Origin of the sequence: Bacteroides congonensis (genome assembly GCF_900130125.1) — a bacterium.
GTDB lineage: Bacteria > Bacteroidota > Bacteroidia > Bacteroidales > Bacteroidaceae > Bacteroides > Bacteroides congonensis.
On the sequence record NZ_FQXY01000008.1, the window covers coordinates 389,033 to 402,671 of the forward strand.

Consider the following 13,639-nt stretch of genomic DNA (forward strand, 5'->3'; position numbering starts at 1 on the left):
TTAGAATAAAGGAGGATAAAATGCTTCCTTTATATGCTCAATCTTGAAATCTCCATCATCACCTACTACAGTGATAATATCGAAACGCACAGGGCTGTCAATCTGAAACAGTTTCAAATAGGTATCCGCAGCACGTACTGTACGTCTTATTTTGGGCAGGTCAACGGCATCTTCCGGTTCTGTAAACAGAGTGTTGCTGCGGGTTTTCACTTCTACTACAATCAACTCATTCTCTTTTGCAGCCACAATATCCAGTTCGAAATGCCCTTTTCTCCAATTCCGGTCACGGATGATATAACCATGCTGTTCAAGATAGGTTACAGCGGCATCTTCTCCGGCTTTACCCAATTCATTATGTTTAGCCATCTTTTTTTGCAAATTTACTGCTTTTATTCTTTGAATTTACAGAAGTAAAAGTAATTTTGCAGAAGATATGAGAAAAAGGAGTAAGAAGTGCCTGAAAATGCACGTCGAATGTACTAAAAGGGAACGACGGATGAGCATTTTGTTGAGCGATGAAGAGCAACTGATAGTGGATCGTTATCTTGAGAAATACAAGATATCGAATAAGTCACGTTGGCTTCGCGAAACTATTCTCATGTTTATCCATAAGAATATGGAAGAGGATTATCCGACCCTTTTCGGTGAACACGATATGAGACGATAGGGGATAGTTTATGATTAAAAATTAAGGAGAGTGCTGGACGATACTTACTTCATGAAACAGGCTTTGATAGAGGCGTGTAAAGCTGCCGACCGGGGAGAAGTTCCTGTGGGAGCTATTGTGGTTTGTAAAGAGCGGATTATCGCACGTGCTCACAACCTCACGGAAACATTGAACGATGTGACGGCCCATGCCGAAATGCAGGCTATTACTGCCGCTGCCAATGTACTTGGTGGTAAATATCTCAATGAATGTACACTATATGTTACCGTTGAACCTTGTGTGATGTGTGCCGGAGCCATTGCCTGGGCACAGACAGGAAAACTTGTATTTGGTGCCGAAGATGAGAAACGTGGCTATCAGAAATATGCCGGTTCGGCTCTGCATCCTAAAACTGTTGTCGTTAAAGGACTGATGGCCGATGAATGTGCCACGCTTATGAAAGAGTTCTTTGCTGCGAAACGGAGATAAGTGATAACAGGGTAGTGGATTGACACTATGTAGCGCAGCAATAAATCACTATTCCTTAATTTCCTCGAAATCTACATATTCACCATCATCCTGCGTGAATATTTTCTTATGCCTTCTTCCCGTTACATTCTCCGAGTATATCTCCTCTTCATTATCTGCCGGGGTTTGTGTTCCCTGATTGTAACTCTGTTGTCCCGTAGCACTACGTCCTGATTCAGTTTGGTTCGGACGTGACGACGACGAGGAACGGCGTCCTATCCCGAAAATGGCTCTTAGCAGGAATCCGACAATAGAGAGACCAAATACGACAATGGCAATAATAAAGATAAGTATGAATAAAAGTATATGCATCGGGCTATGATTTTTATATTGTAACTTTGATAAAACTCATAGTACAACAAACGTGCCAAGAGATTGTTTATTTACTTTTTCTTGTAAAAAGTGAAAGTAAAATATACCATACAATAATAGCTGCAAAGCTACTGATTCCCAGGAAAATAAGTAAAGGAATACAAATAATCAAGAAAATAAAACTGACTTTGTTGTCACCCCATGACAGGCTTTTGAATTTCAGGGAAAACATCGGTATTTCGGATACCAGTAGCCATGAGGACAGGCAAACGAGTATAAAAAGATAGACAGGATGGCAGCTTTCGGAAATCAGCAAGTCATGTGCGCCTGCTACTAAAGAGCCCCAAAACAAAGCATTGGCAGGAACAGGAAGGCCGACAAAAGAGCTTGTCTGCCGGGTATCATTATTGAACTTTGCCAAACGCAAAGCAGAGAATACGGAAATCAGAAAAGCGGCATAAGGCAAGTAAGGAGCTATAAATTCCATGCTTGCCGGATAGTACATCTCTTTAAACAAAGAGAATACAATCACTGAAGGTGCAAAGCCGAAGCTGACATCGTCAGCCAATGAGTCCAAGTCTTTTCCAATGATAGAATGAGCATTGAGCACGCGTGCCAACAGTCCGTCGAAGAAATCGAAGATAGAACTTAAAGCGATAAAAAGCAGTGCCAGTTCGTATTTTGCTTCAAAAGCCATGACGCATGCAATACAACCGGAGAAAAGGTTCAGGCAGGTTACAGTATTCGGGATACTGTTTTTAATAACGTTTGTCATTGTGACAGAATTATTTAAGTTTAGCGATAACCGTTTGGTTACCGGTCGTTAATTGACCCATGCTGACACAGACCTCTGTACCAATGGGTAAATATACATCCACACGAGAACCGAATTTGATGAATCCCATGTGTTCGTCGATATAACATTCTTCGCCTACCTCAGCGTAGGTGACGATACGGCGTGCCACAGCACCGGCTATTTGGCGGGTGAGCACTTCCACACCTTCCGGTGTTTCAATCACTACCGTAGAACGTTCGTTCTCTGTGCTGGCTTTCGGCAGCCAGGCTTTCATAAAGTTACCATTGTGATGAGCCACCTTCTTGATAGTGCCGTCCACCGGATACCAGTTGGCATGAACATTCACAATGCTCATGAATATAGAAATCATCAGACGACGTTCATGAAAATACTCGTTTTCATCGACTTCTTCGATCACAACGATTTTCCCGTCGGCAGGCGCAACGACTATTTTCTCAGTGTCCTGCCCGAAGAGACGGATCGGACAACGGAAGAAATTCACCATTAGCAGATAGACTGCGATACTCGCCACTGCTACCACATAAAATGGAATTTTGCAATCGATTCCCCAATAAAGAGCGGCATTAATCAATAGCAATAGCAAGAAGCTAGCCCATAATATATGTGTTCCTTCACGGTGAATACGTATTTTCTTCAATTTCTTTAGTCGGCTCATGAATGCTGTTTAATGATATTGTCTGCAAAAATATACTTAATTTAAAAAATCAGCAAGTAAATAGGCATAGAAATGTGAATGTTGATAACTTTTTGAGGATTATTTTTGTTTATAACCCCAGAGGTAGTAATTTTATGCCTTCAATTTAACTACTTATCATTATGCAGGATTTCGTTCATTTACATGTCCATACCCAATATTCTCTCTTGGATGGTCAGGCAAGCGTCGCTCGTCTGGTCGATAAAGCAATGAAGAATGGAATGAAGGGTATTGCTGTGACCGACCATGGAAATATGTTCGGTATCAAGGAATTTACGAACTACGTCAATAAAAAGAATAGCGGCCCGAAAGGTGAAATCAAAGACCTGAAGAAGCGGATAGCAGGAATCGAAGCCGGTACGATAGAATGTGAAGATAAAGAAGCGGAGATTGCCGCTTGCAAAGCCGGGATAGTAGAAGCGGAAAACAAACTCTTCAAACCCATCATCGGTTGTGAAATGTATGTGGCGCGCCGCACGATGGATCTGAAAGAGGGAAAACCCGACCAGAGCGGTTATCACCTGATCGTATTGGCAAAGAATGAGAAAGGTTATCATAACCTTATTAAATTGGTATCGCACGCATGGACGCGGGGGTACTATATGCGTCCGCGTACAGACCGCAGCGAACTTGAGAAGTATCATGAAGGACTGATGGTCTGTTCGGCCTGTCTTGGTGGTGAAATACCGAAACGGATTACCGCCGGACAATTTGCGGAAGCCGAAGAAGCCATACAGTGGTATAAGAACTTGTTTGGTGACGATTTCTATCTTGAGATGCAACGTCATAAAGCGACTGTTCCCCGTGCCAATCACGAATGTTACCCATTGCAGGTGAATGTGAACAAACACTTGATGGAGTATGCGCAGAAGTTCAACATCAAGCTGATTTGTACGAACGACGTCCATTTCGTGGATGAAGAAAATGCCGAAGCGCACGACCGGCTGATTTGTTTGAGTACCGGCAAGGACTTGGACGACCCAAGTCGTATGCTTTATACCAAGCAGGAGTGGATGAAGACGCGCGAAGAGATGAATGAACTCTTTGCAGACGTGCCCGAAGCGCTGAGTAATACATTGGAAATTCTTGACAAAGTAGAATACTATTCCATTGACCATGCTCCCATTATGCCTACTTTCGCTATTCCTGAAGACTTCGGAACGGAAGAAAGATACAGGGCAAAGCTAACGGAGAAAGACTTGTTTGATGAATTTACGCAGGACGAAAATGGAAATGTCGTTTTGAGTGAGGAGGATGCGAAAGCTAAAATAAAACGTTTGGGCGGCTATGATAAACTCTATCGTATCAAACTCGAGGGAGACTATCTTGCCAAGTTAGCTTTCGACGGAGCGAAGCGGATATATGGTGAACCGCTGTCCGAAGAAGTCAAGGAACGTCTGAACTTCGAGTTGTACATCATGAAAACGATGGGTTTCCCCGGATACTTCTTGATTGTGCAGGACTTTATTAATGCGGCTCGTACAGAGTTAGGAGTGTCAGTAGGACCGGGGCGTGGTTCGGCTGCCGGTTCGGCAGTGGCCTACTGTCTGGGTATTACGAAAATCGACCCTATCCAGTACGACTTGCTGTTCGAGCGTTTCCTGAATCCTGACCGTATCTCATTGCCCGATATTGATGTGGACTTCGATGATGACGGTCGTGGTGAAGTACTCCGTTGGGTAACTAATAAATATGGACAGGAAAAAGTAGCCCATATCATCACTTATGGTACAATGGCTACGAAACTGGCGATTAAGGACGTTGCCCGTGTACAGAAACTTCCTCTTTCCGAATCAGACCGCCTGGCAAAATTAGTGCCGGATAAGATTCCTGACAAGAAGCTGAACTTGCGCAACGCCATCGAATATGTTCCCGAATTGCAGGCGGCGGAAGTATCGCCGGATCCATTGGTGCGGGATACGCTCAAGTATGCCAAGATGCTCGAGGGTAATGTCCGTGGTACGGGTGTGCACGCCTGTGGTACGATTATCTGTCGTGATGATATTACCGACTGGGTGCCTGTCAGCACTGCCGATGACAAGGAGACGGGTGAAAAGATGCTCGTCACCCAATATGAAGGCTCGGTAATCGAGGATACCGGATTGATTAAGATGGACTTCTTAGGACTGAAAACTTTGTCCATTATCAAGGAAGCCGTCGAAAATATCCGTCTGAGCCGTAGCATCGAAGTAGATGTGGATATGATAGATATCAACGACCCTGCTACCTATAAGTTATACAGTGATGGTCGTACGATTGGTACATTCCAGTTTGAATCTGCCGGTATGCAGAAGTACTTGCGCGAATTGCAGCCTTCTACATTCGAGGATTTGATTGCCATGAATGCCCTCTATCGTCCGGGACCGATGGATTATATTCCTGACTTTATTGACCGTAAGCACGGACGCAAGCCGATTGAGTATGATATTCCGGTCATGGAGAAATATTTGAAAGATACGTATGGTATTACGGTCTATCAGGAACAGGTGATGCTTTTATCACGCTTGTTGGCGGATTTTACCCGTGGTGAATCCGATGCCCTTCGTAAAGCAATGGGTAAGAAGTTGCGTGACAAGCTGGATCATATGAAACCTAAATTCGTCGAGGGCGGCCGAAAGAATGGACACGACCCCAAAGTCCTTGAAAAAATTTGGACGGACTGGGAAAAGTTTGCGTCTTATGCGTTCAATAAATCGCACGCTACCTGTTACTCCTGGGTAGCTTATCAGACAGCTTATCTGAAAGCGAACTATCCTGCCGAATATATGGCGGCTGTCATGAGCCGAAGTTTGTCTAACATTACCGATATCACGAAACTGATGGACGAATGTAAGGCGATGGGTATCCAGACACTCGGACCGGATGTAAATGAGAGTAACTTGAAATTTACCGTCAACCATGACGGTAATATCCGTTTCGGGCTCGGGGCGGTGAAAGGTGTAGGTGAAGCCGCCGTGCAAAGTATCATGGAAGAACGTGAGAAGAACGGTCCTTTCACCGGAATTTTCGACTTTGTACAGCGTGTCAACCTGAATGCCTGCAACAAAAAGAATATGGAATGTCTTGCATTGGCCGGTGGTTTCGACAGTTTCCCGGAATTGAAACGCGAACAATACTTTGCAGTCAATTCCAAAGGGGAAGTCTTCCTTGAAACTCTGATGCGCTATGGTAACCGTTATCAGGCAGACAAGGCGGCTGCGGTCAACTCTCTGTTTGGCGGTGACAACGTGATTGACGTGGCAACTCCTGAAATACCGCAAGGAGTGGAACGTTGGAGTGATCTTGACCGTCTGAACCGTGAACGTGATTTGGTAGGTATCTATTTGTCCGCTCACCCGTTGGATGAATTTTCGATTGTACTGGATCATGTATGCAATACGCGTATGGCGGACTTGGAAGATAAGGCTGCGCTTGCCGGTCGTGAGATAACGATGGGCGGAATTGTGACCAGTGTCCGTCGTGGAATCAGCAAGAACGGAAACCCTTACGGCATTGCCAAGATAGAGGATTATTCCGGTTCTACCGAAATCCCATTTTGGGGAAACGACTGGGTGACTTATCAAGGGTATCTCAATGAAGGAACTTTCTTGTATATCAAAGCCCGTTGCCAGGCAAAACAATGGCGGCAGGATGAACTGGAAGTGAAAATTACTTCTATGGAACTTCTTCCGGACGTAAAGGATGAACTCGTGCAGAAAATAACGATCATGATACCTCTGTCGGTATTAAACTCCGCTTTAATCAAGGAGCTTGCGTCGCTGACCAAAGAGCATCCGGGCAATACGGAACTCTATTTCAAGGTGACGGACGATGTCGATGTGAATCGTGTGTCGGTCGATTTGATTTCCCGTCCGATCAAGCTTTCGGTAGGCCGTGAATTAATTACTTATTTAAAAGACCGTCCCGAACTTGGATTCCATATAAATTGATTATATTTGTGGCGTAAATGCCTCGTGAAATAATTTTTAATAATTAATACTTAATACTTAAAGAAAATGGCTTTAGAAATTACAGACAGCAACTATAAGGAAATCCTTGCAGAAGGCAAGCCGGTTGTTGTAGATTTTTGGGCTCCCTGGTGTGGCCCTTGTAAAATGGTGGCTCCTATTATTGAAGAATTGGCTACGGAGTTTGAAGGACAGGTTATTATCGGTAAATGTGATGTGGACGAAAACAGTGATTTGCCTGCAGAATATGGTATCCGTAACATTCCTACCGTACTGTTTTTCAAGAATGGTGAGATTGTAGACAAGCAGGTAGGTGCCGTAGGCAAACCTGTATTTGTAGAAAAAGTGAAGAAACTGCTCTAACGGTAATACTTGAAACTTATCACTTAATACTTAAATAATCATGGGACTGGAAGAAGATTTTTTTATAGCAGATGCTGACGACGAAAAGACTGTCGAGTTTATTAAGAGCTATCTGCCTCAGGAACTGAAAGAGAAATTCGTGGACGACGAGTTGTACTATTTCATCGACTTGATCGACGAATATTATGCTGAAAGTGGTATTCTCGATGCTCAGCCCGATGACGACGGTTATGTTAACATCGACTTGGAAGAGGTTGTGGCTTACATTGTGAAAGAAGCTAAGAGTGACGGACAAGGAGAATACGATCCTGAAGAGATTCTTTTCGTGGTTCAGGGAGAGATGGAATACGGAAACTCTCTGGGGCAGGTGGATTAGACAGGAGCCAGTCTCATTAGTAGATAGAACGGATGAAAGCCCGGAAGATGCAAATTTTCCGGGCTTTCATCCGTTTGTTACACTTCCCAGCATTTATAACCTTTATTCCCGCATATATATACAATATAGGTTCTGACTTTATAATTCGGAAATTTCCTTTTTGTGTCCGCTGCGTATCCTTTTACCTGCTCCACGTGTTGCGGAAGCGGTTCGGTGAGTGCCAGTATCTTTTCGGCATCTTTATTGTGGTAGTACTTGAACTCTACCACTCGGTCGTCCGTGTAATAGTCTGTGCCGGGGATGCCTGTCATTTCAAAGTCTGACCGGCCGGCAGCATTGTTCTGTTCGATAGCGAAGGTATAGCAACTGCTCAGGTAGCGGGAGATAAGTTCATAGAAGGAGCATCGGATAAAGTTCTCGTTTATTTTATCAAATACCTGTGCGGGGAATTGTCCCAGATATTGTTCAAAATAGTTTTCTATCAATGGTTCGAGGCGGCGGTCACTGTCATAGCGTTCATAAACCGGCACATATCGTTGGGCATTTCCCTCAATATGGTTGATTTGATTGTAGTAATCCATATAAACACTGCGCATAGTCATGTTGGGAAGTACCATACGGTAACTGTTTTTCAGTGTTGTCATGCCTAAATAAAACAAACTGATAGGGTAGAATTCTTTATTGAAGAATTTCTTTTTATTGAACTTGCTCGAAAGGTCGGCAACGTTATAAGACAGTTCATCATCAATCACCAGTGCGTCCAGCATGGCCTTTGCGTTATCCAGTGAAAGTGTGAGCCGACGTATCCAGTTAATATCTGTGCGCAGGTTCTCATCGACCAGTTCATCGGGGATGCTACCGGCATTAACAGCAAATTTCTTGAAGAAATAAGTCAGAATGGTAGAATTGAAAAGACGTTCTCCGTTGGGACGGAACCGGTAACCGTCATAGTTGTTCACAATCAGTTGCCAGATTTCATCAAAACGGTCTTGCCCGGATGCATATTTGTCGAGGACGTAGCGCAAATAGGTTTCTGTTTCCTGATAGGTAAAGCCCAGCATATTCAGGAAGGTAGGCTCCAAAGTCAGTATTTCGGCAATGTTGTATCCGCTGGTCAAATCGTCCATGGTGACCGGCAATACACCTGTGCAGAAACAAGTACGAATGCTTCCTTCTCCTATACCTTTCTTTATCATTTTGAAGAAAGTATGCAGGAAACTGTCGTTAGTGGTTACTTCTTCATAAAGCGGATTGTTGTACGCAGTGAGCAGTTGGTTGGTGAAGTTGTCATATTCGTTCTGCTTTTATTCTATACGAACAAAGGTAAAGATAAAAAACGAATTATATTTCTTCCAGCGCATAATATTGATAATCCCTCAATACTGTCTGAAGAAACTTCTCCTGATTGCCCTCTCGCGGAGTGATAGAAAGGAGTGATTGTACTTTTTTTGCGAGTGCCGTAATTCGGCGTGCCCGGTCTTTCTCACCTGATTCCAAAGTCCGGGTAATCACATTTACTTGTTCCAGTGATAAATCCGCAGATTGCGGATAGACCGGATGATAATTTTTAGTCAGGTAATCGAATTCGTCAAGACTGACGTGTATCTTGCGATAGTTCTTTTCTTTAATCACCATAGTGCCCGCGGCAAGATCACCCAGTCGTTGACTGTTTTTGGTGAGCAGGATAACAAAAATTCCTAAACCACTTGTCAATGGCCCGTCAATAATGAAAAGGAGCCAGCGTAGCAGATAAGAACTGACGGTAGGAGTAGAGCCGTCTACCTTGACAACACGAATATTCATTAACTTCTTACCGAAGCTCTGTCCATGATTGAATGTCTCGCAAAGAAAAGAATAGCCAAGTATCGGTAAATAGATGATACACAGGAAAAAGAATGTTTTGAATCCCGATGATAACCGAAGCTCCATTAAAAGGGCAATTGTAGAATATACATAAACCACGATCAGGAAATAATCGATGACTAATGCCAGAAATCGCTCGCCGATACTGGCGGGTGTTTGGCTGATACGGACGAATTGTCCGGTGATTATCGTAGATTCTGCCATTTTGGGTTAAACATTTTTAGGATTCCGTTGCAAATATAATCTAATTCTCTTACTTTTGCTTCTGCTTTCGGACAAAACTTATCCGAAAACGCTTGAAAAGCATGAAAGAAGTTACGTTTATCCGTCGGAACATTGAAAAATGGAAAGAGACTGAGAAGGTAGTGGAACGGGCGGGAAGCCTGTCCCCCGACCAACTTGCCGACGCCTATACGGATCTGACTGCTGACCTGGCATTTGCCCAGACACACTTCCCGGCATCCCGCATTACGATTTATTTGAATAACCTGGCTTCAGCATTGCACAACGAAATCTATCGGAACAAGCGCGAGAAGTGGGGGCGAATTATTACCTTCTGGACACGGGAAGTTCCGCAAACAATGTATGACGCACGCCGTGAACTGATGACTTCCTTTCTTATTTTTATAGCCAGTGTCTTGATTGGCGTTTTATCTGCCGCGAATGATCCTGATTTTGTCCGTTTGATTTTGGGAAACGGCTATGTGGATATGACGTTGGAGAATATTGCCAATGGGGAACCGATGGCGGTATATGGCGGCTCTTCAGAAGTTCCTATGTTTTTGGGAATTACGCTCAATAATGTGATGGTGTCTTTCAACTGTTTTGTAATGGGACTGTTTACCAGTTTCGGTACAGGATATATGCTTCTGTCCAATGGAATTATGGTGGGAGCTTTTCAGACCTTCTTTCATCAACACGATTTGCTTTGGGAATCCAGCCTTGCTATCTGGCTGCACGGAACACTTGAGATTTGGGCGATTATCGTAGCCGGTGCTGCCGGATTGGCCTTAGGTAACGGATGGTTGTTTCCCGGAACTTATTCAAGACTGGAATCTTTTCGGAGAGGAGCGAAGCGGGGACTGAAAATCGTTATCGGTACTGTCCCTGTATTTATCATGGCCGGCTTTATCGAAGGCTTCATCACCCGTCACACCGAACTTCCTGATATGTTGAGGCTGGGTGTGATCCTCACTTCTTTAGCATTTATCATTTTCTACTATATTTATTTACCAAATAGAAAAAAACATGGAATCACAGAAACCTAAGATTGCAATGTACGTAAAACGCCCCTTTGGCGAAAAGTTGAACGCTTCTTTTGACTTTATAAAAGAGAATTGGAAACAGTTGTTCAAGTATTCAACGTATCTGATGCTCCCTATCTGCTTGATTCAAGCTGCCAATTTCAGCGGGTTGATGGGAAGTATGATAGATATGAGCGCCATGCAGTCAGCAGGAAGAGTGGGCGACAATCCTTTCGCTATGCTGGGACCTGCATTTGCATTGAATTATGCGGGAGTAATCTTCTTTTCATGTTTGGGTGCTTTATTGTTGACCTCCTTGATTTATGCAATGGTTCGATTGTATAATGAGCGTGAAGAACGATTGAACGGCATTGCATTCAGTGACATAAAGCCGTTGTTGCTTCACAATGTCAAGAGATTGTTTATCATGGGGGTAGTTATCAGTTTCTTATTCCTGTTTGTCATTGTTGTCATGGTGCTGTTGGCTGTGTTGACTCCTTTTACACTACTGCTCACTTTCCCGTTGTTGTTTGCATTCATGATACCTTTAGCTCTGATGGCCCCTATCTATTTGTTTGAGGATATTTCATTGGGCGAGACATTCAAGAAAACATTCCGGTTGGGATTTGCCACTTGGGGGGGAGTCTTTTTGATTTTGATTGTGATGGGGATCATTGCCAGCGTGCTGCAAGGAATTGTTTCTATTCCATGGTACGTTATCTATATTGTGAAAATGATTTTTGCCATGAGTGACGGTGGTGAAGTTGCTTCATCCGTCGGACTGAACTTTGCGCAATATCTGTTCTCTATTCTGATGTTGTATGGTTCTTATCTATCAGCCATATTCAGCATTGTCGGCTTGGTTTATCAGTATGGCCATGCATCCGAAGTAGTAGACAGCATTACGGTAGAAAGCGATATTGACAATTTCGACAAACTCTGAAACAACTCCCGAATAGATGAATATCACTTCCCCGGCTGATACATTGGTCTGTGATACGGCGCAGATTGCCCTTTGGCAGTCTGATCCGGCATATAACTATAACCGTGAGTTGATTACTCCCGAACTTAACCTGTTCGAGTGGATCAGTAAACAGTTCGGGGAATTCATGCGCAAAATATTCGGCAGCCGTTTTGCTGAAGAATATTCAGGGCTTATCCTGATATGTATTGCTATTATTATCCTGCTCCTGATTATTTGGTTCGTCTATAGAAAACGTCCCGAACTGTTCATGCGTTCACGTAAGAACGCATTGCCTTATACAGTAGGGGAAGATACGATTTATGGCGTAGATTTTCCGGGAGGGATTACCGATGCGCTTTCTCGTCAGGACTACCGCGAAGCGGTGCGTTTACTTTATTTGCAGACATTGAAACAGCTAAGTGATGCGGAACGTATCGACTGGCAACCTTACAAAACGCCTACACAATATCTTACTGAAGTCCGGCTACCGGCTTTCCGTCAGCTTACCAATCATTTCTTAAGGGTACGTTACGGAAATTTTGAGGCAACGGAAGAACTTTTCCGCACCATGCAGACCTTGCAGGAAGAAATAAGGAAAGGAGGCGTCTTATGAAAGCGAGTCGCTGGTTTATCGTCTTTATTGTAGCTTTCCTGCTGATAATGTTTGCGATAGAGTATAATCTGCCGAAGAAGTTTGTGTGGACACCTACTTTCAGCCACTATGACGAGCAACCTCTCGGTTGTGCGTTGTTCGACAGTCTGCTGTCTTCTTCTTTGCCGCATGGCTATTCCCTGTCCAAGGAAACCTTCTATCAGATGGAAGAAGATACGGTAGACAAGATGGGAATACTGATGATTGCCAATACCTTGTCTATGGTGAAAGCGGATGTAAATGCTTTATTGAAAATGGCGGAACGGGGGAATAAGATAATGTTGGTAAGTAATAACTATCCTAAATTACTGGAAGATACGTTGGGATTTTATTGTACATATTCTCATTTTAATGCGGCTGCTTTCAGGAAATACGCTTCTTCCATTTTCAGGAAAGACAGTATTTATTGGGTTGCCGATTCTGTTTATTCCCGCCGGCTATACCGTTGTTATCCGCAATTTTGTAATTCCAGTTTCAGGCGTTATGATTCGAAGGTGATACGGAAGTTGGCAGAAAAAGATATGACGGATGCTATCGGTGATGCGTTGGCTGATTCTGATTCGGTAAAAGTGTACAGTAATTATCATCCGTTGCTGGCTATGGCACGTCCGTGGGGTGAGGGAGAAATTATACTTGTATCTACTCCGTTGTTGTTTACGAACTATGGAGTATTGGACGAAAATAATGCGAATTATATATTCCGCCTGCTATCGCAGATGGGAGAACTTCCTATTGTCCGTAGCGAGGGATATATGAAGGCGACGGCACAGGTGCAACAGTCACCTTTGCGCTATCTGCTTGCGCACCAGCCGCTTCGTTGGGCTTTGTATCTGACGATGATTACCATCCTGCTCTTTATGATATTCACCGCGAAGAGACGGCAGCGGGCTATTCCTGTTGTCCGTGAACCGGCCAACAAATCGCTTGAATTTACAGAATTGATAGGTACTCTTTATTTTCAGAAGAAAGACCATGTTGACTTGGTTCGCAAGAAGTTTGCTTACTTGACAGAAGAGTTGCGGAGGGAAATTCAGGTGGATATAGAGGAAGTGGCGGATGACAAACGTTCTTTCGAACGGATTGCCCGGAAGACGGGGATGGATGCCGGAGAAATTGCGAAATTTATCCATGGAGTCAGGCCGGTGCTTTACGGTGGACGTGCCATTGATTCGGAGCAGATGAAAGTGTTTATTGATAAAATGAATGAAATAATCAATCATATCTAAAGAAGAA

The 13,639-nt window shown here is 43.7% G+C and carries 14 protein-coding genes and 1 pseudogene; 9 read left to right on the top strand and 6 right to left on the bottom strand.

Annotated elements, in window-relative coordinates; genetic code table 11:
- Complete coding sequence (locus BQ7997_RS04940; RefSeq protein ID WP_073344127.1) at window positions 1–366, bottom strand: YraN family protein; 366 nt, start codon at window positions 364–366, stop codon at window positions 1–3.
- Window positions 367–433: 67 nt separating this feature from the next.
- Between BQ7997_RS04940 and BQ7997_RS04945 the strand changes: the two genes are divergently transcribed.
- Both BQ7997_RS04945 and BQ7997_RS04950 read left to right on the top strand, forming a co-directional pair.
- Complete coding sequence (locus BQ7997_RS04945; protein WP_022140344.1) at window positions 434–667, top strand: hypothetical protein; 234 nt, start codon at window positions 434–436, stop codon at window positions 665–667.
- 30 nt (window positions 668–697) lie between these two features.
- Window positions 698–1,135, top strand: coding sequence for a nucleoside deaminase (locus tag BQ7997_RS04950; RefSeq protein WP_073344130.1), 438 nt, complete (start codon window positions 698–700; stop codon window positions 1,133–1,135).
- Window positions 1,136–1,183: 48 nt separating this feature from the next.
- Here BQ7997_RS04950 and BQ7997_RS04955 read toward each other — a convergent pair whose 3' ends face one another.
- From BQ7997_RS04955 to BQ7997_RS04965, 3 genes are all read right to left on the bottom strand, one after another.
- Window positions 1,184–1,486: a DUF4834 family protein gene (locus BQ7997_RS04955; protein WP_022140342.1), complete on the bottom strand. Its 303-nt coding sequence runs from the start codon at window positions 1,484–1,486 to the stop codon at window positions 1,184–1,186.
- 67 nt (window positions 1,487–1,553) lie between these two features.
- Window positions 1,554–2,261, bottom strand: coding sequence for a CDP-diacylglycerol--serine O-phosphatidyltransferase (gene pssA / locus BQ7997_RS04960; RefSeq protein ID WP_044654021.1), 708 nt, complete (start codon window positions 2,259–2,261; stop codon window positions 1,554–1,556).
- Between the two features lie 10 nt (window positions 2,262–2,271).
- Window positions 2,272–2,958 (bottom strand): phosphatidylserine decarboxylase family protein, encoded by a 687-nt coding sequence (locus BQ7997_RS04965; RefSeq protein ID WP_073344133.1) that lies wholly within the window; start codon window positions 2,956–2,958, stop codon window positions 2,272–2,274.
- Window positions 2,959–3,119: 161 nt separating this feature from the next.
- Here BQ7997_RS04965 and dnaE point away from each other — a divergent pair, with 161 nt between their 5' ends.
- The 3 genes from dnaE to BQ7997_RS04980 all read left to right on the top strand — a co-directional run bounded on the left by dnaE (window position 3,120) and on the right by BQ7997_RS04980 (window position 7,683).
- On the top strand, window positions 3,120–6,926 hold the full coding sequence (gene dnaE, locus BQ7997_RS04970; protein WP_073344136.1) for a DNA polymerase III subunit alpha: 3,807 nt from the start codon (window positions 3,120–3,122) through the stop codon (window positions 6,924–6,926).
- 66 nt (window positions 6,927–6,992) lie between these two features.
- A complete protein-coding gene (gene trxA / locus BQ7997_RS04975; protein WP_022140338.1) occupies window positions 6,993–7,307 on the top strand; it encodes a thioredoxin in 315 nt (104 codons plus the stop codon).
- A 40-nt stretch (window positions 7,308–7,347) separates the two neighbouring features.
- Window positions 7,348–7,683, top strand: coding sequence for a hypothetical protein (locus tag BQ7997_RS04980; RefSeq protein WP_073344139.1), 336 nt, complete (start codon window positions 7,348–7,350; stop codon window positions 7,681–7,683).
- Between the two features lie 77 nt (window positions 7,684–7,760).
- Here the strand turns inward: BQ7997_RS04980 and BQ7997_RS04985 are convergent.
- Window positions 7,761–8,981: pseudogene (locus BQ7997_RS04985) on the bottom strand (PD-(D/E)XK nuclease domain-containing protein); the annotation flags it as partial.
- Between the two features lie 43 nt (window positions 8,982–9,024).
- On the bottom strand, window positions 9,025–9,750 hold the full coding sequence (locus BQ7997_RS04990) for an RDD family protein (RefSeq protein WP_073344142.1): 726 nt from the start codon (window positions 9,748–9,750) through the stop codon (window positions 9,025–9,027).
- 101 nt (window positions 9,751–9,851) lie between these two features.
- On the opposite strand from BQ7997_RS04990, the gene BQ7997_RS04995 reads away from it, so the two are divergent.
- From BQ7997_RS04995 to BQ7997_RS05010, 4 genes are read left to right on the top strand one after another with little or no spacing between them, the layout of a single operon-like run.
- A complete protein-coding gene (locus BQ7997_RS04995; RefSeq protein ID WP_073344145.1) occupies window positions 9,852–10,814 on the top strand; it encodes a stage II sporulation protein M in 963 nt (320 codons plus the stop codon).
- Entirely contained in the window at window positions 10,795–11,733 is a 939-nt protein-coding gene (locus tag BQ7997_RS05000; RefSeq protein ID WP_073344148.1) for a hypothetical protein, read from the top strand. Before BQ7997_RS04995 ends, BQ7997_RS05000 begins: the two co-directional genes overlap by 20 nt.
- A 16-nt stretch (window positions 11,734–11,749) precedes the next feature.
- Window positions 11,750–12,367 (top strand): DUF4129 domain-containing protein, encoded by a 618-nt coding sequence (locus BQ7997_RS05005; protein ID WP_073344151.1) that lies wholly within the window; start codon window positions 11,750–11,752, stop codon window positions 12,365–12,367.
- Window positions 12,364–13,632, top strand: coding sequence for a DUF4350 domain-containing protein (locus BQ7997_RS05010; protein ID WP_073344154.1), 1,269 nt, complete (start codon window positions 12,364–12,366; stop codon window positions 13,630–13,632). The genes BQ7997_RS05005 and BQ7997_RS05010 overlap by 4 nt, the downstream gene beginning before the upstream one ends.
- The last annotated feature ends 7 nt before the right edge of the window (window positions 13,633–13,639 follow it).

Excerpts from the sequence above, each read along its gene's own strand:
- BQ7997_RS04965 (WP_073344133.1), bottom strand. The coding sequence starts at position 2,958 with ATGAGCCGACTAAAGAAATTGAAGAAAATACGTATTCACCGTGAAGGA.
- BQ7997_RS05005 (WP_073344151.1), top strand. The coding sequence starts at position 11,750 with ATGAATATCACTTCCCCGGCTGATACATTGGTCTGTGATACGGCGCAG.
- BQ7997_RS04940 (WP_073344127.1), bottom strand. The coding sequence starts at position 366 with ATGGCTAAACATAATGAATTGGGTAAAGCCGGAGAAGATGCCGCTGTA.
- pssA (WP_044654021.1), bottom strand. The coding sequence starts at position 2,261 with ATGACAAACGTTATTAAAAACAGTATCCCGAATACTGTAACCTGCCTG.
- BQ7997_RS04955 (WP_022140342.1), bottom strand. The coding sequence starts at position 1,486 with ATGCATATACTTTTATTCATACTTATCTTTATTATTGCCATTGTCGTA.
- dnaE (WP_073344136.1), top strand. The coding sequence starts at position 3,120 with ATGCAGGATTTCGTTCATTTACATGTCCATACCCAATATTCTCTCTTG.
- BQ7997_RS04990 (WP_073344142.1), bottom strand. The coding sequence starts at position 9,750 with ATGGCAGAATCTACGATAATCACCGGACAATTCGTCCGTATCAGCCAA.
- trxA (WP_022140338.1), top strand. The coding sequence starts at position 6,993 with ATGGCTTTAGAAATTACAGACAGCAACTATAAGGAAATCCTTGCAGAA.
- BQ7997_RS04980 (WP_073344139.1), top strand. The coding sequence starts at position 7,348 with ATGGGACTGGAAGAAGATTTTTTTATAGCAGATGCTGACGACGAAAAG.
- BQ7997_RS05000 (WP_073344148.1), top strand. The coding sequence starts at position 10,795 with ATGGAATCACAGAAACCTAAGATTGCAATGTACGTAAAACGCCCCTTT.
- BQ7997_RS04995 (WP_073344145.1), top strand. The coding sequence starts at position 9,852 with ATGAAAGAAGTTACGTTTATCCGTCGGAACATTGAAAAATGGAAAGAG.
- BQ7997_RS04945 (WP_022140344.1), top strand. The coding sequence starts at position 434 with ATGAGAAAAAGGAGTAAGAAGTGCCTGAAAATGCACGTCGAATGTACT.
- BQ7997_RS05010 (WP_073344154.1), top strand. The coding sequence starts at position 12,364 with ATGAAAGCGAGTCGCTGGTTTATCGTCTTTATTGTAGCTTTCCTGCTG.